We start from the raw sequence: 23,503 nt of genomic DNA, 5'->3' as shown, positions 1-23,503 counted from the left end.
CGGAGGCGGGCCTTCGGCCCGGGACGGCCTACGCCAGCCACACCGTCGTGTCCGGCCCCAGTCGGCCCCCCTCCAGTGGCGCGCTGCCGATCAGTACCTCGCCCGGTGGCAGCTCCACCGCCGTGCCGGAGAGGTTGGTCACGCATCGCCAGCCGTCCGAGCGGGCGAAGTGCAGGACGCCGGGCGGGGTGTCCGGCGCCCACGCCAGCTCCTCCCCCTGCAGCAGCTTGCGGCGCAGGCGCAGGGCCCTGCGGTAGAGCTCCAGGGTGGAGCCCTCGACGCCGTCCTGGGCCTCGACCGCGTACGCCGCGAAGCCGGGGGGCTGCGGCAGCCAGGAGCCGCCCGCGCCGAAGCCGTACGAGGGTCCCGTCGTCGTCCACGGCAGCGGCACCCGGCAGCCGTCGCGGCCCTTGCGCACCCGCCCCGTCTGTTCCCAGATCGGGTCCTGGAGGACCTCGAAGGGCAGGTCGGCGACCTCGGGCAGGCCGAGTTCCTCGCCCTGGTAGACGTACGAGGAACCGGGCAGCGCCAGCATGAGGAGCGTCGCGGCGCGGGCGCGGCGCAGGCCCGCGGACTCGTCGACGGCCGGGGCGTGGCCGCCGGACAGCAGCCAGGCGTTGTCGTCGGTGCCGGGCGGGAGCATCAGGCGGGAGGCGTGGCGTACGACGTCGTGGTTGGACAGGACCCAGGTGGCCGACGCCCCTGCCGCGCGGGCCGTGGCCAGCGAGTCGGTGATGATCCGCTTCAGCTCCTCCGCGTCCCAACCGGCCTGGAGATACTCGAAGTTGAACGCCTGGCCCAGTTCGTCCGGGCGGGCGTACAGGGCGCGGCGGGCGCTCGGGTTGACCCATGCCTCGGCGACCGCCATGCGGGGCGGGCGGTAGGCGTCGAGGATCTTGCGCCAGTCGCGGTAGATCTCGTGGACCTCGTCGCGGTCGTAGAAGGGGTGGGTGCCGGGCGGGAACTGCGGGAGGGCGTCCTCGCGGCTCAGCTCCGGGGCGCCGAGGTCGCGCAGCGGCTCGCTCAGGTCCTTGGCGAGCGCGTGGGCCACGTCGACGCGGAAGCCGTCCACGCCGCGGTCGGACCAGAAGCGCAAGGTGGTGCGGAAGTCGGCGCGGACCTCCTCGTTCTCCCAGTTCAGGTCGGGCTGCTGCGGGGTGAACAGGTGGAGGTACCACTGGCCGTCGGGGACCCGGCGCCAGGCGCTGCCGCCGAAGACGGACTGCCAGTCGGTGGGCGGGAGTTCGCCGTGCGGGCCGCGGCCGTCGCGGAAGACGTAGCGGTCGCGGGCCGGGGAGCCGGGGCCGGCCCGCAGTGCCTCCTGGAACCAGACGTGCTGGTGCGAGGTGTGGTTGGGCACCAGGTCGACGATCACCTTCAGGCCGAGCCGGTGGGCCTCGGCGGTCATGGCGTCGAAGTCGTCGAGGGTGCCCAGTCGCGGGTCGACGGCGCGGTAGTCGGCGACGTCGTAGCCGCCGTCGGCCAGTTCGGAGGGGTAGAAGGGGCTGAGCCACAGGGCGTCCACGCCCAGGGCGGCGAGGTGGTTCAGGCGCTGGGTGACGCCCTTGAGGTCACCGAGCCCGTCGCCGTCGCCGTCGGCGAAGCTGCGGGGGTAGACCTGGTAGATGACGGCCTGGCGCCACCAGTTCGGGTCCCTGGAGGAGAGGTCGGGGGTCGCGGGCGTGGTGGTGCGGACGGTCACGCGGACTCCTCTGCGGTGCGGCGGTACGGCGGTACGGCGGTGCGGTGGTTGTGCGGGCGCCGACGAGAGCGGCGACAACCAGAACTCTGTCCACATCGCCGGAAAAGTGAACGTCTGCGGCAGCCGGAGTGATTGCTTCCCGGTGTGGCGAAATTGTGATGACGCAATGAACCAGCCGTGTGTTCCCGCAGGTTGACAGGGTTCTGCCAAGAGACCCACCATGTGCTCACGCTGTGGCGCAGGTGACCGATGAGCCCAGTGTTTCTCCGACCGTGGGGGTGTCTTCTCCCCCCACCCATGCACACGCCAAGATGGGATACGTATGTCCATAGCGAGACGTGTCATCGCGCGACGCCTGCTGGGGACGGGCGCCGCGTCACTCGCCCTGTGCGCGGCCACCGTCGCCTCCGCCTCCGGCGCCTGGGCCGCCGGCACTCCCGGCGGCGACGGCTGGAAGTCCGGCGGCGCCTACCAGCCCGGCACCGGCGCCGGCACGGAGACGGCCACCGACCGCTGCCAGTTCTCGCTCGACGGTACGAACTTCCACGACTCGGTCAAGGTCGACGACCAGAACCTGAAGGTCACCGACGACGGCAAGGTCCACCTCACCGTCCGCGCCGCCGCCGACGCCACGACCTGCACCGCCTCGCTCGCCTCCTACCTCGCCCACGGCCCGACCTTCGCCACCTCCGGCGAGCAGGTCTTCGTCGACTTCGACACGGTCACGGTCAAGCCCGGCGCGACCGACACCCTCGACATCGCCGTCCCGGACTCGGGCTGCTTCGCGCAGATCGACCTGTACCGGGGCGCGGTGAAGTTCGACGGCAAGCTCGACGCGAACGACGGTTTCGAGCATGGTGACCTGCCCAAGGGTCCGGACCGGCCGGTCATCAAGGACAAGCTGATCGCGGCCTGGAACGGCGGCACGAAGAACTGCACGAGCGAGCCTCCGGCCACCGAGGAGCCGCCGACCACACCGCCGGCCGAGCCGTCGGAGCCGGAGTCCGAGGAGCCGCCGACCACACCGCCGGCCGAGGAGACGACCCCGCCGGCCACGGAGACCCCGTCGACCAGCACCCCGACCCCGGAGGCGTCCGAGTCGACGACTCCCCCGGCGCCCCGGCCGAACGGCGGCGGCGACAACCTCGCGGAGACCGGCGGCAGCAGCGCGACCGGCCCGATCGCCATCGGCGCGGTGGTGCTCCTCGCGGGCGGTACGGCGTTCGTCGTGGCGTCGAAGCGGCGTCGCACGGCGCGCTCCTGATCGAGCGTCACTGAAGGGGCCCGGGGTGCGTACCCCGGGCCCTTTGTGTGCGGTGCTCAGTGGCGGGCCGTCAGTAGCAGTTGCGGATCTTGTACACCGGGCCCCAGCCGTAGCTCGTGTTCTGCTCGCCGATCGGCACGTTCTTCAGGACGTTGCCGGACGAGCCGTAGAACGTCGCCGTCGCGCGGCTGCCGGTCTGGAAGTTGGCGTAGCCTCCCGTGCCGTTCCAGTACGACAGCGAGTAGGTGGCGCAGCGGTAGAACTTGAACACCTTGTACGTGTTCCTCGTCGGGTCCCATACGCGAGCGCACAGGTTCCCGGTCGGGCACTCGTAGCCGGGGCCCGGGGTGTAGAAGAAGTCCGCGGCCGGCGACACCGTCGGCGCCGATGCCCTGGTGCCCAGGTCGCGGTCGGACGACGCGGCCTCCGCGGCGCCGGCACCCGGGGCCAGGCCGACGGCCAGCAGGCCGGCGGCGGTGACGGCCGTACCGAGAAGGGAACGTAGACGCATGAGTGAACTCCCCCTGTGTGGTGTGGAGCTTGGTCGCCCTCAGGCTGTCAGCGCCCCTCTCCCCCTGCCACACCTTGAAGCCGTGCCTTAAACGGAAGCCCCGGCACCCTCGATGAGGGCGAGGCCCGCCGGGGTGATGGTGTGCAGGACGTTCTTGCTGCGGCGCACGCTCACCAGCAGGCCCGCCCGGCGCAGGACCGCGGTGTGCTGGCTCACCGCCGCGCCGGAGATGCCGAAGCGCACGGCGAGTTCACCGGTCGTGCGGCCGGTGACGACGTCCTCCAGGATGGCGGCCCGGGTACGGCCGATGAGCGCGCCGAGTTCCGTGCCGCCACCGGTCGCCGTGCCGGCCCCGTCCGGGCCGCCGCGCTCCCGGGCCCAGCCGAGGGTGTGCTGGATCGGGTAGACCAGGACCGGCGTCCCTTCGTCGACGGCCAGCGTCAGGGGTCTTCGCAGGCAGAAGAAGGACGGCTGGAGCAGCAACCCCCGCCCCCGCAGGCGCAGTTCGCGCTCCACGGGATAGTCGGCCTCCAGGACGGGCGGCTGCCAGCGCAGCACCGGCCGGAAACCCGCCAGCAGCCCGTCGGTGCCGCCCTCCAGGACCGCCCGGCCGCGTACGGCCCGGTCGGCGTCGACCTGGGCCAGGATCCGGGGCCAGAAGGGGGCGAGGGCGCACCGGTGGTAGGTGCGCAGGGCGGCGCCCAGCCCGCGCAGGGCCTCGGGGTCACCGTCGGCCAGGGCCCGGGCACCCGGCGGCAGCGCATGCGGATGCGGCCGGACGGGGGAGTCGGCGAGCCGGGCGAGGTCACGGCGCAGCCGGGCGCGGGGCGTGCCGAGCACGGCGTCGATCGCGCCCGCCAGGTCGGAGGAGCCGCGCGGATCCGGGGTGAGGAAGTCCGGGAAGTAGCCCCTGGGCGGCAGCAGCGCGGCGAGCAGTGCCTGTACGGAGCCCACCCGGGGCCGCACCAGCCTGCGCCACTCGTCGAGGAGCAGCGGGGCGTCCGTGCCGATCAGCGCCTGGAAGCTGGTGACGATCTCCCAGAGGGGATCGGGGGCGGCGGCGACGCGTACGCGCGCGAGGTCGTCGGCGGTGAAGTGCACCCGCAGCATGGGGTCTCCGATGGTGGTCGGTCATCGGGTGGGGGGTGACATGGGACGAGAGAACGGTGCCTCCTGTGCCCCATGACAGTGACCGAGCCGCACTTGTACGGACAAGGCGGCATTCGGTCACCGTCACCCGTGCGCGGTGGATGTCCGGACGTGACCGTCCGTCAGATGCCGGTCACCGTCTCCAGGTACAGCTTCACGAACCGGTCGACGTCCACCTCCAGGGCCACGTCCACCAGTTGCTGCTCGCGGTGGCCCACGTGGATCTCGGACTCGCCGGGGCGCGGGCGCCGGTCGACGATGGTCTGGCCGCGTGTCGGACCCGGCGCGAGGGAGACCTCCACGGGCAGGAGGCGGGTGGTGATGCCCGCCGGGTCCACGACCGCGCAGACCGCACCCGCGTCGCCGATGCCGCCGGCCTCGGGGTCGGGTGCGACGTCGGACGCGGGCGGGCGGCGGGACAGCAGCTCGGCGGCGAGGTCGGGCGCGGCCGGGCGGTGGGACAGCAGGTCGCCGGCGAGCCGGGCGCCCGGCTCCTCGCTCGCCCGCAGGCGCCGTACGTCCGCCCCGGGGACCACGACCCGCTGGAAGACGTCCAGACCGTACATGGTGAGCGGCACTCCGGCCGTGAGCAGGATCGCGGCCGCCTCCGGGTCGTGCCACACGTTGAACTCCGCGACCGGCGTGGCGTTCCCCGTGGCCACCGCGCCGCCCATGAAGACGACCCGCTCGATGTTCGCGGTGACCTCCGGGTGGGTGCGCAGCAGCAGGGCGATGTTGGTGAGCGGCGCGGTCGGGACGAGGGTCACCGGGCGCGGGGACGCCAGGATCTCGCGGCGCAGCAGCGCGATCGCGCCCACGTCGGCCGGGGCGCGGGTCGGGGCGGGCAGGCCGAGGTCGCCCATGCCGTCCTCGCCGTGCACGTGCCGCGCCGAGCGCGCGGGCTCGATCAGCGGGCGTCCGGCGCCCCGGGCGACGGGGATGTCGGGGGCGCCGGCCCGCTCCAGGACGGTCAGGGTGTTGCGTACGACGCCGTCCACGTCCGTGTTGCCCGCCACGCAGGTGACCGCGCGCAGGTCGAGCCCCGGGTGGCGGACGGCGAACAGCAGGGCCAGGGCGTCGTCGACGCCGGTGTCGCAGTCGATGATCACCGGGATGGGCTGACCGTCGTTCGTCACGGCGAGGCTCCTCTCACGGGCGGCGGCGGCCCCTACGGGAGTGACCCTACGTCCGGCGGGGCGCCCGTAGGCGTCCTCAAGCCGCGTCCCACAGCTCGGTGCCGCGCGCGGCGACCCGGTCCGCGACCCGGCCGACCAGCTCCGCACCGGCCAGGACCCCGGGCCGGCGCCCGTCCCGCAGCCGTACGGCCACCAGGTCGCCGTCCGCCGCGGCCTCCCGTTCCCCGATGACCGCCTGGTACGGCACGAGTCGGGACGCGCGGACGCGGGCGCCCAGGGTGCCCTGCTCGGGGCCGGCGAGTTCGGCGCGCAGGCCCTGGTCGAGGGCCCGGCGCAGCAGCCTCTCCGCCCGCTCCAGCTGGGCGTCCGCCACGGGGAGGATCACCAGCTGCACGGGGGCGAGCCAGGCCGGGAAGGCGCCGCCGTGCTGCTCGATGAGGTGGGCGACCGCTCGTTCGACGCTGCCGATGATGCTGCGGTGGACCATCACCGGGCGGTGCTTGGCGCCGTCGGGGCCGATGTAGTGCAGGTCGAAGCGTTCGGGCTGGTGGAAGTCGATCTGCACGGTGGACAGGGTCGCCTCCCGGCCGGCCTGGTCGGCGATCTGGACGTCGATCTTCGGGCCGTAGAACGCCGCCTCGCCCTCGGCGGCCTCGTACGGGATCCCGGAGCCGTCGAGGACCTCGCGCAGCAGCGCGGTGGCCCGGCGCCACAGCGCGGGGTCGGCCACGTACTTGCCGCCCTCGCCCGGGAGGGACAGGCGGTGGCGGACGGCGCGGATGCCGAGGTCGGCGTAGGCGCGGGCGATGAGGTGGAGGGCGGCGCGGGCCTCCTCGACGGCCTGGTCCAGGGTGCAGAAGATGTGGGCGTCGTTGAGGTGGATGGCGCGGACCCGGGTGAGGCCGCCGAGCACCCCGGACAGCTCGGAGCGGTACATGCCGCCCAACTCGGCCATGCGGAAGGGCAGTTCGCGGTAGCTGTGGGAGCGGGAGCGGTAGATCAGGGCGTGGTGCGGGCAGAGGCTGGGGCGCAGGACGACCTGTTCGTCGCCGCCGCCCAGGTCCATCGGCGGGAACATGTCGTCGCTGTAGTGGGACCAGTGCCCGGAGATCTCGTACAGCTCGCGTTTGCCGAGCACGGGCGAGTACACGTGCCGGTATCCGGCCTCGCGTTCGGCCTCCCGGATGTACTCCTCCAGCACGTGGCGGACGGTGGCGCCGTCGGGCAGCCAGTACGGCAGGCCGGCGCCCATCAGGGGGTCGGTGTCGAAGAGGTCGAGTTCGCGGCCGAGGCGGCGGTGGTCGTGCACGGTGGGCTCCCTGTGTCGAGCCGGAAGCGAGCACCCACACGACGAAGCCCCGGGGCACTCGCCCCGGGGCTTCGGATTCGCTCAGCTTTCAGCGCGCCGGGACGGGGTCCGGCGTCGTCGTGAGAGACGGGTTGACGCGCTTCATGGGGCGACCGTAACACCAGGTGCCCCGCCAGGGCATCTCTGCGAGCGCTTCCCGGACATGCGTGCGAGTCGTACGGCGGTCGAGCCCACGCCGCCAGTACCTGCAGGCCCTAGCGGACTGCCCGCCCAGAGGAAGCGGGCGAAGGGGCCGGGACCGCGGAAGCGCGCTTCGCACGCGGCTCGTCGCGCAGCTGTGCCGCGCAGCCGGCCAAGGCGAAGACCAGCAGCACCGCCCACCGCAGGGTGGCATCGCTCCAGTCCGGATCACCTGGCACGGGGAACAGCTCCAGGCCGTGCGGCAGGAACAGCGCCGCCACGACAAAGAGCGTCAGCGCGGGCGCGGCGACCAGGCTGCCCGCTCCCGGTGCCGAGCGCCGCATACCGAAGAGGGCGAGGGCCAGCGTGCCGACGGCGAGCGTCACGCCTTCCACCGCGAGCCCTCCGACGGGGAACGACTGCCGTGCGTCGGCCGCCACCCCCAGCCGGGCGAGGCTCGCCGAGGCACCCCAGAAGAGTCCGAAGGCCAGCAGGCCCACGGCCATCCGCAGCCCGCTGCGCAGCCCTCGCGAAACAGGCACCACCACGGTCGTGCGGGCCGCGGGGTCGTCAAGGAGGCAGGCGAGGCCGATGGCGGTCAGTACGGTCGCGATCCGCAACAGCACGGCGGCCGCGTCCGGTTGGACGTGCGCGGAGAACAGCGCGGGGCATCCCGTACCGACCACCCCCACCGCGCCCGCGCCGAGCAGCGGAAGGGTGCGGGCCGCCCGCAGATCGGGCCCGAGGAGGGTGCGCAGCACCGCGCCCGTGGAGGCGTTCACTCGCACTGGCCCGCCTCGCCTTCGCGCGCGGCCGGCGGGGCCGGGACGCCCAGCAGGGCGGCCGCCTCGTCGGTCGTGGTGTCCGGCGCGGTGAGTTCCGTCCACGACTGCTTCACCTTGGCGCCGACTTCGGCGTCGGGCCGCGTCAGCAGGGTCCGTACGAGGTCCTGTTCCCGCGCGTTGACGCTGAAGCCGGTGCCGGCGTTGAAGGCGTTGAGCGAGAGACCGCCGAAGGACCGCCCGGCCAGCGAGTCGTAGGCATCCCGGGTCCCGTCGGTCGCCTGGACCGCGAGCCACAGCGTGATCGCCCCGCGAGCGCGGCAGATCGCCTGGTTGTGGCTGTGTGCGGGGGCCTCGCCGGTCACCGCGCGGTGCGCGAAGCTCCCGGCGAAGCCGAGCATGTGGTCGCCCGCGAGATCGCTGTGCGTGCCCCAGTCGGTGCCGACGGGCACGGCTCCCGGCGTCCCGGCCGCACGGTCGTCGGCGCCCCACCGCGCCACCGGCAACGGAGGTACGGCACCGTCGTCGACCGTGCTCAGGAAGACGTGCTGGCGTACGGCATACCGCTTCTCCCGCGCGGGCTGTGGCACCCAGCGCAGCACTCCCCCGGTCACCTCCGCCCACTGCCGGTACCGGTCCTTGAACTCGGGGAAGGCGCAGTAGGCGATGCCGTCGCTCTCGACGCACACCTGCTGCGACGACGGGGCGTTCTCGGCGGTCGTACGGGCCTCGCGCACCTCGTCCGGCAGGCCGCGCTGCTGCGCGAAACCGGTGCCGAGCACGGCGAGCAGGGCGGCGCCGGCCGTCGCCTTGACCGCGGTCGAGCGACCACCCGCGCGGAGCACCGCCACCGCGGCCACCAGGATCACCAGGGCGGCCAGATAGAGCAGGTGCCAGCTCGCGGGACGGTGGGTGAGTGCGGTGGGCAGCGGGGGGACGGACTCGTCCTCGATGCCGACCAGACCCCACCACCGCGCATCCGACTTCGGCTGCAGTGCGCCCGCCACCGTCACGATCCCGAGCACGGCCAGGGTGAGCGGCGCGGCCACCACGGACCGGACGACGCGGGCCGCGAGGACTCCGATCACGCCGGCCAGGAGCACCACGAGCGGGCCGGTGGCGAGCTCCACCACGGAGGGGCTGCCGACCGCCGCGTCCTGAGCGGCCGCGTATCCGATACGGGCGCCGGCCAGGACCGCCGCCAGCGCGGTCACCGGCAGCAGGGCGAGCAGGTGGGCCCAGGTGCGCCGCCAGGGCGGGAGCGCCAGGAGGTCGAACATCGCGTCGGTGCCGTGCCGGTGCGAGCGGAGCGCGGCGAGGTTGGCCGCGAGCAGGGTTCCCGCCGCGATCAGCAGCAGCGACATCTGGGTGTAGCGGTCCTCGTCGTGCAGCACCGGATAGCGGTCGTCGCCGGAGAACGCGCCGTACGCCCACTGCACCAGGTACAGCGCGAACGCGACGAGTACCGCGGGGTGCCGCAGCAGCCGCACGGCTTCGGCGCGGGCGAGCGTGCGCGTGGCGGCGCCCGCCGCGGAGGGGGTGCGGCTTTCGGCACCCACCGGGGCCTCGGTCATCGTGCCGCTCATGCCGCGGCCCCCTGGCCGGCCCGCCGCCCGGTGTCGTCGAGGAGCAGCAGGTAGCCGTCCTCCAGCGCCGGGTCCACGGTCGCGGCACCCGGCGGTGGGCTGCCGATGTTGCGGAACGTGCCGTTGCCCGTCCGCCATCCGGCCAGCGCGCGCGGGTCGCGCTCGGCGCTGCTCCACACCCGGCCCTCGGCGACCGCGCTCAGGCCGACCGGATCGCCGTCGAACTTGACGACGCCGTGGTCGAGCACGACGACGCGACGGCACAGGGCGGCGACGTCCTCGGTCTGATGGGTGGAGAGCAGGACGGTCCGGCCCTCTCCGATGTCGGCGATCAACTCACGGAAGCGCAGCCGCTGTTCGGGGTCGAGGCCGACGGTCGGCTCGTCGAGGATGAGCAGTTCGGGCTCGCCCGCGAGAGCCGCGGCGAGCGCCACGCGCTGCTTCATACCGCCCGACAGCATCCGGATCCGCTTGCCGCGGTGCTCACTCAGGCCCACGGCGTCGAGCACCCGGCGCACCTCGTCGTGCCTGCGGCCGCGGTGGGTCATCTCCTTGAGGATCGCGACGTAGTCCACGAACTCGAAGGCGGTGAAGTGCGGATGGAATCCGGGGTCCTGCGGCAGGAATCCGAGGCGCCGCCTGATCTCCGTGCGCTGACCGGGGTCGCGGGCATCCCGTCCGAGCACCCGGATCTCCCCGGCGTCGGGGACGAGTGCGGTGGCCAGGGCCCGCAGCAGGGTGGTCTTGCCCGCGCCGTTGGGCCCGAGCAGGCCGGTGACGCCCGTCTGCAGCGAGAAGGACACGGAGCCGAGCGCTACGGAACGCCGGTAGCGCACACCCAGCTCTCGTACCTCGACGGTGTGGTCGGTCATCGGGCAGTCCCCTGTCGGTAGGCGGGCCATCGCTGGGCGGGCCGGTCGAATGCGGTACGGGAGAGCAGCACTCCCGCCGAGGCGACGGCGAGCACCGCCGCCGAGGCGGTCTGTCCCGCCGCGCTGAAGACGGCGTGCGAGTCGTGGGTGGCGATCAGGACGGCGAGCCAGCCGGCCCCGGCCGCGCCGGCCGCCGTGGTGGAGTCCATACGTGCCGCCAGCACAAGGCTCACGGCGGTGAGCGCACAGCCGGGCAGCAGCCACCCGAAGGCGGCGAGGCCGAGCCCGGGCAGGGCCAGACTGGCGGCGCCCGTCAGGGCGATGCAGGTGCCGAGGACCACCGCGGTGCGCAGCAGCACGAGCCGGAACGCCCGCATGGGTGCCACCAGGCCCATCTCGTGCGCGGGGTCCCAGCGCCGGCCGTAGGACACGGCCACTCCGGCCACGGGCAGCAGCGGTGCGAGACCGAGGAAGATCACTGGAGTCCCGACCGGCTCGGCGAGGCGCGAGACCAGCGCGGCGAGCAGCAACGTCAGGGCGGCGGCACCCACCCAGGACGCGCGCAGCGCCGGAGTCGCCGCGAGCAGCCGCGCCACATGGTCCGGCACCCCGGCCCGGAGCAACAGCCGCTCTCCCCTGCCGGGTACGGGCGCGTCGATCGCCACGTCGAGGCGCTCCCAGCCGCGGTCCAGGATCCGCGGGTCGATGTGGCCGGACAGCCGAGAGCGGCAGAGCGGACAGCGGTCGAGGTGCGACTCGACGGCCCGCAGGGCGTGCGGCGCCGTCTCTCCGCGCGCATAGCCGCGCAGCAGCGCGTCAGGGGTGTGGTGGTCAGTGCTCTCCTGCGGCGAACTCCGCTGCGTCATCCTTCCCTCCTCTCCATCCGGACCGCGACCGCGGCCCCTCCAGTTCCTGCTTCAGTAACGTGCGGGCGCGCATGGCGCGCGTCTTCACCGTGCCGGGCGGCACGCCGAGGACGTGCGCGGCCTGCCGTACGGTCAGGCCGTCGACCACCGTCGCCTGCATGACGTGCCGGAGCTCCACGGGCAGCCGGGCCAGCGCGTCGGCCAGATCGCCGTGCCGACCGTCGGCGAGCGCCTTCTCCTCGGCCGAGGGTTCGTCGGGTGGACGCAGCCGCCGCAGCGCCTGCTGCAGCCGCGAGCGGGCGCCGCCCGCGCGGGCCTGGTCCGCGAGCCGCCGGGAGGCGATGCGCCACAACCAGCCGCCCATGTCCGCGACCTGCTGCTGCCGGCCGGCCGCACAGGTGCGCCACAGGTCGAGAAACGTCTCCTGCACGATGTCGTCGAGCAGCGAGTCGTCCGCGCAGCGGTGGCGCAAACGGGCGATCAGCCAAGGGGCGTAGTGACGGTAGAGCAGCGCGAAGGCGTCGCGGTCCCCCTCGGCGACAGCCGCCGCGAGGTCCGCTTCGGTATCCGCATCGCGCGGCTCTCTCATCACACCCCTTCGTCGTAACGGCCCGCGCTTCCGGTTCACGCAGCCGATGTGACGCTCGTCACATTCAACCGGGGTGAACCGCTCGTTTCACGCCATATGGCGGAGGTCCATCCGGCCGGGATCCAGCCACGGAGGACGTTCGCGAACAACAAACTCCCTGACTGGACGCGATCAAGGGCGAACGGAGGACATCCCTCCCTTTTTCGGACTCGCGCACACTTTCGGACATGTCCTCAACTCGCCTGTAACGCAAGACACTTGTGCGCCTATCAAGCACAGGCGAAGCTTCCAACCGACCGCGCTTCCAGGGGAGAGCCCGACCAGATCTCCGACGGAGCGATTTGTTGGATTCACACAAAGGGGGAATTCCTTTGCGTACCTCAACCACCCTCAGACGCACAGCGGCGGTAATGCTCTCCGCGGCGGCTCTCACGGCCACCGTCGGCGCCGCCCCGGCGTCCGCCGCCACCGTCGGCGCCAGGGGCACGGCGCCCGCCTGCGTCGCCGGCTGGGTCACCAAGGCCACGTTCACGCAGACCGGTCACGCCCGTAACGACTGCGGCTACCGCGTGCGCGTGAAGATCATCTGGGCCTTCGGTGCGGACGGCACCTGCACCACGCTCGACCCGGGCTGGAAGGCCACCTCCACGGTCGCCATCCAGCCGCGCCGCTTCGACGGCGTGAACAACTGCTGAACAGCGACAACTGAGTCACAGTTGACGCCGTGAGCACAAAGGGCGTTCCCCGGAAGTCAGCTCCGGGGAACGCCCCTTGCGTGCACATGGTACGTCGGCGAACCGGCACGGCGGCGATTTCCACGATTCACGTCACCACTGCGAAGCCATGCGGTTACGCTCAGCCACAGTTCGCCGACCTGGGGGTGGTACGCCTTGGTTCACATCCGCCAACTCGATCCCACGGCTTCTCCGTTGGACTACTTCGGCTACGAGCTGAGGAGGAAACGGGAGGAGGCCGGGCTGACACTCAAGCAGTTGGGCTCGGTCCTGTTCTGCTCGGGCTCGCTGATCGGCCAGATCGAGACAACGCTGAAGGTGCCGACGCGGGACTTCGCCGAGCGGCTGGACGCGGCGCTGGTGACGGACGGGATGTTCTCGCGGATGGTCGGGCTGGTGCTGCGCAGCCAGTTGCCGACGTGGTTCCAGCCGTATGCCGACATGGAGGCGAAGGCGACCTACATCTCCACGTATCAGTGCCAGTTGGTGTACGGGCTGTTGCAGACGAAGGAGTACGCCCGGGCTGTGCTGGCCACGGGTCAACCCGCCGACCTCGACGCGCAGGTCGCCGCTCGCATGGAGCGGCAGCGCATCCTCAAGCGGGAGCAACCGCCGCTCACGTTGGTGGTGCTGGACGAAGCGGTGCTCCACCGCCCCATCGGCGGCCCGGAGGTCATGCGGAGGCAACTCCTCCACCTGTTGAGCCTCCAGGGCGAGCGCTGGATCCGCCTTCAGGTACTGCCCTTCGGGGTGGGCGGACACGCAAGCCTCGATGGCATGTTCAACCTGCTCCGTTTCGATAACGACCCGGACGTCATCTACACGGAGGACCTGATCTCGGGCCACATGACGGCCAATCCTGACACCATCCGCGACGCCGCCCTTCGTTACGCTTGCTTGCAGGGAGCTGCCCTCTCCGTGGAGGATTCAGCGGAACTGATCAAGGGCGTACTGGAGGAGCGTTATGGACAGCACACCGGGACAGGTCAACGTCCCTTGGCGTAAGTCCAGTTACAGCGGCAGCACGGGCGGCGACTGCGTCGAGTGCGCCCCGCTCGGCTCCGCCGCCTGGCGCAAGTCCTCGTACAGCGGCAGCACGGGCGGCGAATGCGTCGAGGTCGCCGCCCTCACCCCCTGCGTAGCCGTCCGCGACTCCAAGAACCCCGGCCACGGCACCCTCACGCTCTCGCCGGAGGCCTACGCCGCCTTCATCGGCCACGTCGGCAAGACCCGTACTGTCTGACTCGCTGACCCTTCTCCTCCCCACGTCTCGTCCTGCGTCCGTCGGGAGTCGTGGCAAGGCCCCCCAGATGGATTCGCCCGCGGGAACCGACTGCCGGCCCCCGAAGCCGACGGCGACTGACCCGGTCCCGTCACCCGGACGGCCCGGCGCGCTGGTGGTCGTCCTGCCGGGGTGGTGCTTTAAGAACACGTGCCGATCTTGAGCGCGTCTTCGACCACCACCCCGGGAGGTCCTCGATGCCCCGTCCCCCGGTCCGCGCCGTCGTCGCCTCGACGCTCTCGGCGGGCGCCCTGCTGACCGCGTCCGCGTGCTCCGCCGTCGGGCTGGAGGAGGCGGCCAGGGCCGTCCGCGCCCCGGTCTCACCGGCTTCCCCCGCGGCCACCGCCGGTGCGCCGACGGTGCCCGCCGCCGACCCGACCCTCACCCACGCCCAGGCCAGGGCCGCCCTCATCGGCGAGGCCGACCTCGGGGAGCCCTGGGTCCCCACCGAGGGCTTCGCCACCTGGCGGGACGCCATGCTGAAGGCGACCACCGAATCGGAAGCGTGCCATCGGCTCCTCGACAGCCTCTACACGGAGGAAGTCTTCGGCCCCGACGCCCGTACGCGCGCGTCGGTCGGCCTCGACGACGAGTGGGACGAGGCCCAGCTGCGCTACCGGATCGTCGCCCACCGGCCCGCGGACGTGGACCGGACGCTGGCCTGGCTGGGCGGGATGCCGGGCGAGTGCGGCAGCTTCACGGCCACCGCGGGCGGCGGGCCGATGGAGGTACGGGTCCGGGAGATCGAACTGCCGGAGGCCGGGGACGCCCGGCAGGGCCTGCGGGTCGTCCTCAGCGCCGTGTCCGAGTACGAGGACGCGCCCACGCTCACCCTCGACGTGGCCGCCGTGCGCGTGGGCGACGACGCGATCGTCGTCACCACCGGCGGCCTCGGCGAGGTACCGGCCGACGCCACCCAGGCGGCCGTCGAAGTGGGCGCCCACCGGCTGGCGGAGGTGCGCAAGCGGGGCAGGGCGAACATCTGACGAGGCGCCCGGCGGACGTCTGCTGCTCGGCGGACGTCTACCCGATGCGCTCCACCGCGTCCTTGGCCTCCTTCAGGCCCGCTCCGGTGATCTCCCGGTAGAGCTTGATCGCCGGGATCTTCTTGCCCTCCCGCACGAGGCCCACGACCTCGTTCATCCGCGGGTCGTCGTCACGCAGCCCCAAGTTGTCCATGATCAGGTCGAGTTTGCGCTCGACCCGGGCGACTCGCCGGTCCGCGCGGGAGATCCGGCTCTCGATGCCGAGCACCATCGCGATCCCGACCGCCACGAAAACATACCCCGTTATGTCCATGACCAACGATCTTAGGCGGACCGGGTGTCGGGACTACTCCCCGTCGAACCGCAACCGGTGGGCCACCACGTCCCGTGCCACGTCCAGTGCCGTGCGTCCGTGCGAGAACGCGTGTGCGCGCAGCCGGGCCAGTGCCTCGTCCGTGCCGACGCCGAGCTGGGCCATCATCATGCCGGTGGCCTGGTAGACCTGGTCCTGGCCGGTGGCGAGGCCGCTCAGCCACCGCTCGTCGTCCGGATCACCCGCCTCCTGCGCGCGGGGCAGCGCCATCAGGGCCAACGTCATCATCCCGGCCACCAGCCGCGCCGTCCGCAGCTCCCGGTCGGTGAGATCGCCGGGGGTGTCACGGTAGAGGTCGAGGGTGCCCACGCACACCGTCTCGTTGCCCAGCGGCATCGAGTACACCGCCCGCACCCCGGCTGCCGTGGCCTGCTGGGCGAAGACCGGCCAGCGCAGCACGTCCCGGCCGTCCGTCAGGTCGCGGGCGAGCACGGGCGCACCGCTCTGCGCCGCGGACTGGCAGGGACCGTCGCCGAGGGTGGCCTGCAGCTCGGTCACATAGGCGGCCTGCGCGCTGCTCGCGCCCAGTTGGACGGGCATGCCGTCGCTGTGCAGCGACACGCTCGCGCCCGTCACGGGCAGCAGCTCCACGGCGACATCGCACAACCGCGCCGGGACCTCACCGGAGCCCGCACCGCGCACGCCGTCGGCGATCGCTTCCGCGGCACCGGCGGACTCGCGCCCCCGCTTCCCACGTTGATCGTCTCTGGGCTGCACGGCAGCCTCCTCGTCCCGAGCGCGCCCTGCTCCGTCCCGGGCCTCCGCGGCCGTCACCGCTCGCCCGAACGACGCCCGACTACCCGTGGCCCGCCCCGCGAAACCACACCGGCCACCGCGGCGACCACCGCCGCTCCCGCTTCTCGTACGGGTCCGCGGACGGCTTGAGCCGGCATACCGACCCCGGCGTCCGGGGGCCGGTGGCCATGCCTCGTCCGTGCCGAGCGCGCCCTCGGGGTGCCGTGGTGGCGTCGGCGGCTGAGCGGGCGACCTGGAGGCGGGTGACGTACCAGGTGCCGCTCACAAAGGAGGCTGGGCGGGCGCGGGGCCGAGGGTCGTGGTGCCCGGGGCCGTGCGGTGGCCCAGTCCCGTCCGGTACGCGTCCAGGGCCGCCTCCACGCGGCCGGTGCGGCGCAGCAGGTCGCCGAGCAGCCGGCACAGATCGGCCAGGTCCCCGGCCGCGCCCGCGCGCTCCAGCAGGCTGAGGGCGCGGACGTAGTGCTCCTCGGCGGTCTCGGTGTCGCGGGCGTCCTCGGCGATGATGCCGAGGAGGCGGTGCGCGGCGGCGGAGTGCAGGGCGCCGCGTTCGGGGCTGAGATCGCTGAGCACCTCGTGCAGGAGGGCGGCGGCCTCGGCGGACTTGCCGCGCCGGTGCAGCACGTCGGCGAGTTCGACGGCGACCTGGCTGGTGTAGAGGGCGGCGCGCTGAGCGGTGAGCATGGTCCGGGCCTCGCGCAGTTCGGCCTCGGCGCGCTCCAGGTCGCCGTTCTGGGCGTGGACGTAGCCGCGCATCCAGTGGCAGTTGGCGAGTTCGGTACGGATCTGGAGCTGCCGGTACAGCTCGGCGGCCTTGGCGAGGGAGGCGTCGGCCTCCGCTATCCGCCCTTCGGCGAGGAGGGTGCGGGCGACCGAGCGGTGCATGCGGGCCACCAGGGCGGGGTCGCCGGCCTGCGGGGCGAGCGCGAGGGCGTACTCGGCGGCCTGGGCGGCGCGGGCGTGGGCGCCCATGTCCATGTAGGGGCCGATGACGCTGGCGTAGAGCAGGAGCAGGGCGTCGGGATCGTGCAGTCCGCCGCGGTTCAGTGCGTCGAGAGTGGACTCCAACAGGTAGACGGCGTAACGGAGTTCACCGGCGAGGTAGTGCGAGACGGCGCGTCCGCGCAGGGCGGGCGCCCGGGCGGGCAGCGGCGCGTCGGCGAGGACCTGCTCGGCCCGTTCGAAGTACCGCCGGGCCTCGGTCAGTTCGCCCGTGTCGAGGCCGCACTCGCCGAGTCCGAGCAGCGCGACGGCCTCCGCCTCGACGAGCCGGTGCTCGCGCGCCTCGGCGAGCAGGGCGGCGTACTGCTCCGCCGCCGCCTCGGCCTCTCCGACGGCCAGCGTGCGCTGTGCCTCGGTGAGCCTGAGGCGCAGGTCGGTGGCGAGGCGGGCCGGGCGTCCGGTCGCCAGCTCGTCGAAGCCGACGCCGAGCCGCCCGGCGAGATGCCGCAGCGCGTCGTCGGAGGGCCGCACGCGGCCGGCCTCCAGCGTGGAGACGTAGGCGGGTGTGTAGGCCGGTTCGGCCAACTGCCGCTGAGTCAGGCCGCGTTCGGCCCGCAGCTGCTGCACCCGGCGCCCGATGACCTCCGGTTCGTCACGCTCGGCCATGGCCCCCAACCCCCCTGCACCCCTTGCCGTCCGGCTCGGACGACCCCTAGGTTAAACCGTGTATTAAACGGGCTTAATACACCGCTGCTGAGAGGTCGCCGTGCTCGAACGCACCCGCACCGCCGAGCGTTACACCCGAGGGGTCGCCGCCGCCGTGGTCGCCGTGGTGACGCTGGTCCTGGCGGCGAACGCGGGGCCCGCGAGGGCGGCGGAGGCGCAGCCGGCGTGGCAGTCGGCACCCACCACGGGCCCGACCGCCTCCGCCGACCGCTAGGGCCTGTTGCGAAAGTGGCGCCTGCCGCGCAGGTCAGCAGGTCAGAGCTGGAACTCCGCCGGAGACACGCCCAGTGCCGCGCACGCCTCCCTGAGGACCGCCTGCTCCGCCTGGGAGAAGTAGCCGTCGGCGCCCGCGATCACGATGCCGGTCTGGATGACCGCACGGGCCTCGGTGGGCTTCTTCGCGGCCTTGGCGATCTCCTGCATCGCCTCGGCCTTGCCCTGCGCGAAGTTGCGGGTGAGCAGGTCCACGTGCTTGTGGAAACGCTGGCGCAGCTGGTCCGGCGGGAAGTTCTGCAAGACCTCGTTGCTGAGGATCATCGCCTCCATCTGCTGCTGCTCGGTCGGGTCCACATGCCCGTCCGCCGCCGCGACCAGGGCGCACATCGCCATGCTGGCGTCCCGGTAGGCCCCGCTTTTCAGCTCGGTCTTGAGGGAGCCGAGCTGCGTCTTGAGCAGGCCCACGAGCTGGGCGCGCGAAGCACCCCGCGAGCCGCCGGACCCGGCGCCACCGTGTCCGGCCTGCCCGGGATATCCGGTGTTTCCGGTGTGCCCACCGTGCCCGCTACTCGCTCCGTGGCCACCCTGGACCTGCTGCTGCAGATTCTTCGCCTGGTCCTTGAGCCGGTCGAACAGCGCCATTGACGTCACCTCGGTATTTCGTCGGGGTCATCCGGATCAACGCCCACCGCACGGCAGAAGTTCCACCGAGTGCCCTGTGCCCTCGTCAGTGGGCGCACTTACGGGGGTCGCGGTTCTGCTGGGCCTTGCTCTCCCGCCCGTCGGGCTCCCAGCGGCCGTCGCTCACGTGGACGAGCTTGTCGGAGATGCCGTCGATGTAGTAGCCGTACGAGTAGATCTTCTTGAAGGCGTTGCCCTTGCCGCGCCAGGAGTTCACCTGCGTCACCTTGCCGTCGGAGCCCCGCCACGCGTACGACCAGATGTCGATCACCGGGCTGACGCGCACGACCCGCTTGTACGGCGTCCAGGTCACGGCGATGGCGCTGCACGCCGGGATGGACTTCTCGTCGCGGCGCTCGTAGGTCGTCGACCTCTCCCAGCCCCACTCGTAGCTGAAGTTGCCGCCCAGCTTGCCGGTGAAGATGCCCTTGGCGAGGCCGGCGTCGAGGGAGCCCCCGACGCTCGCCTTCGCGGAGGTCTTGGTGGTGTAGCTGCGGACGAAGGTCACCTTGTCGTCGGTGCTGCCCAGGTTCTCGTGCCAAATGGAGACGCGCTGGGTCGGGCCGGTGAAGGACCAGGTGGACGTCTGCGGGTACTTGCACTGGCCGGTGAAGACCTCCCAGTCACCCCTGGGCGCGCGCACGGTGCTGATCTTGCCGAGGTACTCGTTCTCGGTCCGGAACTCGCCGGTACGCACGTTGTAGGCGCCGAAGTGGGGGTTGCCGGCGTGTCCCTGGCTGCAGAAGCGCTGAACGAGGGAGTCGGTGTTGCCGGGCGTGGTGCCCCGGATGTTCGAGGCACCGAGCGGACCGGTGGCGGCCTGGGCCGTACCGGTGGTGGACAGCAGCCCGGTGACGGCGACGGCACCGGCCGCGGCGGCGACGGCGGCCTTCTTCAGGGTGAGCCTCATGTGCGTGCTCCTGCGGTGCTTGCGGGTGTGGAGGTGGCAGGCCGTGACGCGGACGAGGAGGCTGCCCGCGCCACGGCTCGACCGAGGCTGGCAAGCGGCGGGATTGATTGGTAGCCCCGCTGATCAGGGAAAACAACCGACCACGACTGCGGCGCCGGGACCCGTCACCGCCCGCAGACGGTCCGGTACGGCACATCCCCCAGATACGTCCGCCACCGCGCCCGCGTCAGCGTCCCGCCCACCCTGGCGCACACCCGCTCGGCCACCCGGTCGGAGTCGACGACGTAAGCCTGGAGCGGGACGTGGGTGCCGGCGGCGTACAGCGTGCCGCTGTCCTCGCTGAACGCCACCGAGACGATCTCCTCGCCCGGGGTCGGCAGGGGACCGCCCAGCGGCTGCTGCGTGGCGACGTCCCAGAGCTGGAGCGTCCCGGAGCTGCCGCCCACAGCGAGCGTGCTGCCGTCGGGGCTGAGCGCCAGCGCGCTGACGCCCTCCGGGGTGTCGCCGAGCCGCGGCGGGAAGACGTTGCGCAGGACGCCGGACTTGTGCCGCAGGTCCCCGTCCCACAGGGCGACCCGGCCGGTCCCGTCGCCCACCGCCAGCCGCGAACCGTCCTCGCTGAAGGCGAGCGCGCCGATCTGGTCGCCCTGCACGAGGTTCTCGCCGGTCACCGGGCCGCTCGGGAGGCGGGCCACGCGGTTGTCGCCGACGAGCAGCCCACCGTCGGGCCGGACGGCCAGGTGGCTGCTGCCCAGACCGCTCACCGTGGAGACGCGGCGGCGGCTCGTCGTGTCCCACACCTCGTCGCGCACATCGCCGACGCCGGGTGTACGGGCGGCGTACAGGGTGCGGCCGCCGGAGCCCAGGGCGAGGCCGATGACCGCCCCGGCCGAGTCGGCGGTGGCCAGGTCCAGGGTGCCGCGCACCCGGTCGCGGCGCAGGTCCCAGAGGGTGATCCGCTGCGGCGCCGCCTCCCGGCCCGGTGCCGAGACGCCGTACGCGAACACCGCGCCGTCCGGGCTGAACGCCGTGAGCGCCAGGGTGTCACCGGGGACGACCGGGTCCGTGCCCGCGCGGGCCACGGGGAACGGCGGCGTCGGCAGGGTCCGTAGGACATGCCCGTCGCGGGTGTCGCGCAGCCGGAAGCGGAGGCCGGTGCCGCTGCCCTCGACGGTGGCGAGGGTGCGGCCGTCGGGGGCGAGCCGGGCGCCGGACAGGGCGTCGTCGTGCCAGGCCGGTGTCACCGCCGCCGTCACGTCCAGGGAGTGGACCGTGCCGCCCTCCAGGTAGCGCAGGACGGGGTGCCCGGGGTCCCAGGCGAGGCCGCCGTACATGTACTGGTTGTTCAGGGAGTGCCGGAAGACCGGGGACTCGGGGGACGACAGCCGCCACACCTGGGCCTCCGTGCCGTCGGCCACCGCCAGGAACCTGCCGTCCGCGCTGAACGAGGCGTACTCGACACCCGGTACGGCGAGGTCGGCGAGCTGCCGTCCCGAGCCGGTGTCCCAGACCCGCACGCCGGCGCCCGAGACGGCGGCCATCCGCGCGCCGTCGCCCAGGACCAGCATCGAGTCGTCGTCGCAGACGTCCGGGTCGTCCGACCAGTCGCCGGGGAGGGCGCGATGGCGGGCGACGTCCCACACCCGCGGGGCGGCGCCCCGGCCGCCGGCGGGGCAGACGGCGACGGTACGGGCGTCGGGGGCCACGTCCGCGCGGCCGACCGCCGGGCTGTCGAACAGCCGCTCGCCGTCGGCGAGGGAGCGCAGCTCGGCCCGGTCGTCGCCGGCGCGGGTCACCAGGAAGGCGCCCCGGCCGAAACCGACGTCGGAGTGCCCCGGCCACGGTCCGCCTCCGGTCCAGCGTCCCGTGGCCGTGTTCCACAGCCGGATGCCGTCCCGCCCCCTCACCGCGATCACCGTCCCGTCGAGGGACACCCCGGTCACCTGATCGCTGTCGACCGGCAGCCGGCCGGAGCCGGTGCGGCGGTGCGTGGCCACGTCGTACGTCCGCCAGGCACGGCCCTCGACGCTCAGCAGCGCGCGGCCGGCGGCGGTGAGGAAACGGCGGGCGCCGCCACTGGGGGCGGGATCGGTGAAGGTGTCCCGCTCGGGCTGGGCGAGGGCGCCGAGCAGGGCCCGGCGGGACTCGGGGAGCTGGGAGACGCGCCAGGCGGCGACGCCCAGCAGCATCGCGGTGCGCGGGTCGGTGGTGCGCAGCGAGTCGGCGACGCCGGCCGTGCGGCGGGCCGCGGTGTCGGTGCGCTGCCGGTCGTTGTCGCGGTGCTGGCTCCACGCGGCCAGGCTCACCACCAGCGCCACCGACAGGACGGCGGACAGGGCGGTGATCAGCAGCCGGGACCGGCGGGCCGTCCGCGCGGCGGCCCGCCGCTCCGTCTCGCGGGCCTCCAGCGCGGCGACCAGGAAGCCGCGCTCCCGCACGGTGAGCGAGCCGTCGTCCTCCCCGAACAGTTCCTCGGCCCGCTCCAGCCTGCTGCCCCGGTACAGGCCGTCGGGGTCGCGGTCGTGCTCCAGCCAGGCTCGGGCGGCCTCGGTCAGGCGGCGGTGGTGGCGCAGCCGCTCGCGGTCCTCGTCCAGCCAGCCGGACAGGCGTGGCCAGCTGGTGATCAGGGCCTCGTGGGCGAGCTGGACGCCGTCCTCGTCGACGGTGAGGAGGCGGGCGCGGGCCAGCCGCTCGACCACCTCCGGCACCTCGGGCCCGGTCCACTCCGCCAGGTCGGCGCGGGCCAGCGGGCGCCGGGTGTCGGGGGTGCCCCGGCCCGGCTCCACCAGCCGCAGCAGCAGATGGCGGGCGGTGCGCGCCTGGTCCTCGGTCAGCTGCCCGTACACCTCCTCCGCCGTCGCCGCGATCGCGCCGCGCACGCCGCCCGCCGCCTGGTACGCGGCCAGGGTGAGCACCCGGCCCTTGCGCCGCCGCCAGGTCTCCAGCAGCGCGTGCGAGAGCATCGGCAGTCCGCCGGGCTGGTCGACGACCTCCTCGACGATCCGCGCGGTCAACTCCCGCTCCACCAGCAGCCCGGCGGACTGCGCGGGCCTGGTCACCGCCTGCCGCAGTTCGTCGGCCGTCATCGGCCCGAGCAGCAGCCCGGCGCCGGTGAGCGCGTCGGCCAGGCCGCGGTGCTCGGCGCAGCGGGCGTAGAAGTCGGCCCGTACGGTGATCAGCACCCGCAGCCGGCCCGCCGGGTCCCGGGCGGCGAGCAGCAGGTCGATGAAGCGGGCGCGCTCCTCGCGGTCCTTGCACAGGGTGAAGACCTCCTCGAACTGGTCGACCACCACCCAGCTCTCCGGCTGGCTCTCGCCGGGGGCCAGGAGGTGGCCGTAGGTCTTCGCGGGCCGCGCGCCCGGAGTGAGGACCCGCAGCACCGCCCGACGGCTGCGGCGGCCCATCTCCTCGCGCAGGGCGGGGATCAGCCCGGCCCGCAGCAGCGAGGACTTGCCGCTGCCGGACGCCCCGAACAGCACCGCGAACCGGTGGTCGCACACCAGCCGGTGCAGTTCCTCCACCATCCGGTCCCGGCCGAAGAACAGATGCCGGTCGTCGGGCTCGAAGCGGGCGAGGCCCCGGTACGGCGGGGTGGTGTCCGCCGCCTCCGCGCGCACCGCTTCGGCGGCCGCCGCCTCCGCCTCCTGCCAGCGCGGCTCCCACTGCGCGGGGTCGCCGCCGCATGCCTCGACGTATCCCCGGACGACGGCGAGGGACGGCAGCCGTTCGCCGGCCGCAGCCTGGGACAGCGTGGTCGCGGAGAAGCCGGCCGTCTCGGCCATGCGCCGGTACGCGGGGCTGCCGGCGGCCTTGCGCAGCTCGCGGAGCTCATGGGCGAGCCGGGCCACGGGGCCGGCGGCCGGGTCCAGGGGTCTTTCAGGACGGCCCATGCGTTACGTACCTCCACACAGCCGACGAATCCGACGTCAGGGGCGGTGACGATACGTCGCTGAA

The 23,503-nt window shown here is 73.2% G+C and carries 21 protein-coding genes and 1 pseudogene; 6 read left to right on the top strand and 16 right to left on the bottom strand.

Going from position 1 to position 23,503, the window contains the following annotated elements; genetic code table 11:
* Positions 1-28: 28 nt before the first annotated feature.
* On the bottom strand, positions 29-1,702 hold the full coding sequence (locus tag ABZ078_RS23305; protein WP_356578000.1) for a glycoside hydrolase family 13 protein: 1,674 nt from the start codon (positions 1,700-1,702) through the stop codon (positions 29-31).
* A 322-nt stretch (positions 1,703-2,024) separates the two neighbouring features.
* Here ABZ078_RS23305 and ABZ078_RS23300 point away from each other — a divergent pair, with 322 nt between their 5' ends.
* A complete protein-coding gene (locus ABZ078_RS23300) occupies positions 2,025-2,966 on the top strand; it encodes an LAETG motif-containing sortase-dependent surface protein (RefSeq protein WP_356577998.1) in 942 nt (313 codons plus the stop codon).
* A 70-nt stretch (positions 2,967-3,036) separates the two neighbouring features.
* On the opposite strand, the gene ABZ078_RS23295 is transcribed toward ABZ078_RS23300, so the two are convergent.
* The 9 genes and pseudogenes from ABZ078_RS23295 to ABZ078_RS23255 form a co-directional block, all read right to left on the bottom strand.
* Entirely contained in the window at positions 3,037-3,477 is a 441-nt protein-coding gene (locus tag ABZ078_RS23295) for a hypothetical protein (protein WP_356577996.1), read from the bottom strand.
* Between the two features lie 87 nt (positions 3,478-3,564).
* Complete coding sequence (locus ABZ078_RS23290; protein WP_356577995.1) at positions 3,565-4,587, bottom strand: transcriptional regulator; 1,023 nt, start codon at positions 4,585-4,587, stop codon at positions 3,565-3,567.
* Positions 4,588-4,748: 161 nt separating this feature from the next.
* Positions 4,749-5,762, bottom strand: coding sequence for a nucleoside hydrolase (locus ABZ078_RS23285; protein ID WP_356577993.1), 1,014 nt, complete (start codon positions 5,760-5,762; stop codon positions 4,749-4,751).
* 76 nt (positions 5,763-5,838) lie between these two features.
* Positions 5,839-7,077, bottom strand: a pseudogene (gene thrS / locus ABZ078_RS23280) (threonine--tRNA ligase); the annotation flags it as partial.
* Positions 7,078-7,325: 248 nt separating this feature from the next.
* Entirely contained in the window at positions 7,326-8,033 is a 708-nt protein-coding gene (locus ABZ078_RS23275) for an ABC transporter (RefSeq protein ID WP_356577991.1), read from the bottom strand.
* Entirely contained in the window at positions 8,030-9,619 is a 1,590-nt protein-coding gene (locus ABZ078_RS23270; protein WP_356577990.1) for an ABC transporter permease, read from the bottom strand. The genes ABZ078_RS23275 and ABZ078_RS23270 overlap by 4 nt, the downstream gene beginning before the upstream one ends.
* Positions 9,616-10,491 carry an ABC transporter ATP-binding protein gene (locus ABZ078_RS23265; RefSeq protein WP_356577988.1) on the bottom strand — a complete coding sequence of 292 codons (876 nt, stop codon included), beginning with the start codon at positions 10,489-10,491 and terminating at the stop codon, positions 9,616-9,618. Before ABZ078_RS23265 ends, ABZ078_RS23270 begins: the two co-directional genes overlap by 4 nt.
* On the bottom strand, positions 10,488-11,357 hold the full coding sequence (locus tag ABZ078_RS23260) for a zf-HC2 domain-containing protein (protein WP_356577986.1): 870 nt from the start codon (positions 11,355-11,357) through the stop codon (positions 10,488-10,490). The genes ABZ078_RS23265 and ABZ078_RS23260 overlap by 4 nt, the downstream gene beginning before the upstream one ends.
* Complete coding sequence (locus ABZ078_RS23255; protein ID WP_356577984.1) at positions 11,323-11,946, bottom strand: RNA polymerase sigma factor; 624 nt, start codon at positions 11,944-11,946, stop codon at positions 11,323-11,325. The genes ABZ078_RS23260 and ABZ078_RS23255 overlap by 35 nt, the downstream gene beginning before the upstream one ends.
* A 410-nt stretch (positions 11,947-12,356) precedes the next feature.
* Between ABZ078_RS23255 and ABZ078_RS23250 the strand changes: the two genes are divergently transcribed.
* From ABZ078_RS23250 to ABZ078_RS23235, 4 genes are all read left to right on the top strand, one after another.
* On the top strand, positions 12,357-12,641 hold the full coding sequence (locus ABZ078_RS23250) for a hypothetical protein (protein WP_356577982.1): 285 nt from the start codon (positions 12,357-12,359) through the stop codon (positions 12,639-12,641).
* Positions 12,642-12,836: 195 nt separating this feature from the next.
* Positions 12,837-13,685, top strand: a complete 849-nt coding sequence (locus ABZ078_RS23245) for a helix-turn-helix transcriptional regulator (protein WP_356577980.1) — start codon at positions 12,837-12,839, stop codon at positions 13,683-13,685.
* The gene (locus ABZ078_RS23240; RefSeq protein ID WP_356577978.1) at positions 13,645-13,923 is read left to right on the top strand and encodes a DUF397 domain-containing protein; all 279 of its coding nucleotides are present in this window, start codon (positions 13,645-13,647) and stop codon (positions 13,921-13,923) included. The genes ABZ078_RS23245 and ABZ078_RS23240 overlap by 41 nt, the downstream gene beginning before the upstream one ends.
* A 236-nt stretch (positions 13,924-14,159) precedes the next feature.
* On the top strand, positions 14,160-14,948 hold the full coding sequence (locus tag ABZ078_RS23235) for a hypothetical protein (RefSeq protein WP_356577977.1): 789 nt from the start codon (positions 14,160-14,162) through the stop codon (positions 14,946-14,948).
* Between the two features lie 37 nt (positions 14,949-14,985).
* Here the strand turns inward: ABZ078_RS23235 and ABZ078_RS23230 are convergent, their stop codons facing one another.
* The 3 genes from ABZ078_RS23230 to ABZ078_RS23220 all read right to left on the bottom strand — a co-directional run bounded on the left by ABZ078_RS23230 (position 14,986) and on the right by ABZ078_RS23220 (position 17,682).
* Complete coding sequence (locus tag ABZ078_RS23230; protein ID WP_356577975.1) at positions 14,986-15,261, bottom strand: ribosomal protein L7/L12; 276 nt, start codon at positions 15,259-15,261, stop codon at positions 14,986-14,988.
* Between the two features lie 33 nt (positions 15,262-15,294).
* Complete coding sequence (locus ABZ078_RS23225) at positions 15,295-16,038, bottom strand: GAF and ANTAR domain-containing protein (protein WP_356577973.1); 744 nt, start codon at positions 16,036-16,038, stop codon at positions 15,295-15,297.
* A gap of 300 nt (positions 16,039-16,338) precedes the next feature.
* Positions 16,339-17,682: a tetratricopeptide repeat protein gene (locus tag ABZ078_RS23220; protein WP_356577971.1), complete on the bottom strand. Its 1,344-nt coding sequence runs from the start codon at positions 17,680-17,682 to the stop codon at positions 16,339-16,341.
* Positions 17,683-17,782: 100 nt separating this feature from the next.
* Between ABZ078_RS23220 and ABZ078_RS23215 the strand changes: the two genes are divergently transcribed.
* Entirely contained in the window at positions 17,783-17,956 is a 174-nt protein-coding gene (locus ABZ078_RS23215; RefSeq protein WP_356577969.1) for a hypothetical protein, read from the top strand.
* A 41-nt stretch (positions 17,957-17,997) separates the two neighbouring features.
* Here the strand turns inward: ABZ078_RS23215 and ABZ078_RS23210 are convergent, their stop codons facing one another.
* From ABZ078_RS23210 to ABZ078_RS23200, 3 genes are all read right to left on the bottom strand, one after another.
* On the bottom strand, positions 17,998-18,600 hold the full coding sequence (locus tag ABZ078_RS23210; protein ID WP_356577967.1) for a TerB family tellurite resistance protein: 603 nt from the start codon (positions 18,598-18,600) through the stop codon (positions 17,998-18,000).
* A gap of 85 nt (positions 18,601-18,685) precedes the next feature.
* Positions 18,686-19,549, bottom strand: a complete 864-nt coding sequence (locus ABZ078_RS23205; protein ID WP_356577965.1) for a hypothetical protein — start codon at positions 19,547-19,549, stop codon at positions 18,686-18,688.
* A 164-nt stretch (positions 19,550-19,713) separates the two neighbouring features.
* Entirely contained in the window at positions 19,714-23,439 is a 3,726-nt protein-coding gene (locus ABZ078_RS23200) for a hypothetical protein (protein ID WP_356577964.1), read from the bottom strand.
* Between the last annotated feature and the right edge of the window lie 64 nt (positions 23,440-23,503).

It is taken from the genome of Streptomyces sp. NPDC006385 (assembly GCF_040612485.1).
In the GTDB taxonomy this organism is placed as follows: Bacteria; Actinomycetota; Actinomycetes; order Streptomycetales; family Streptomycetaceae; genus Streptomyces.
The sequence above is the reverse complement of the archived record's forward strand: the minus strand, read 5'-3'. Positions and strand labels throughout refer to the sequence as shown.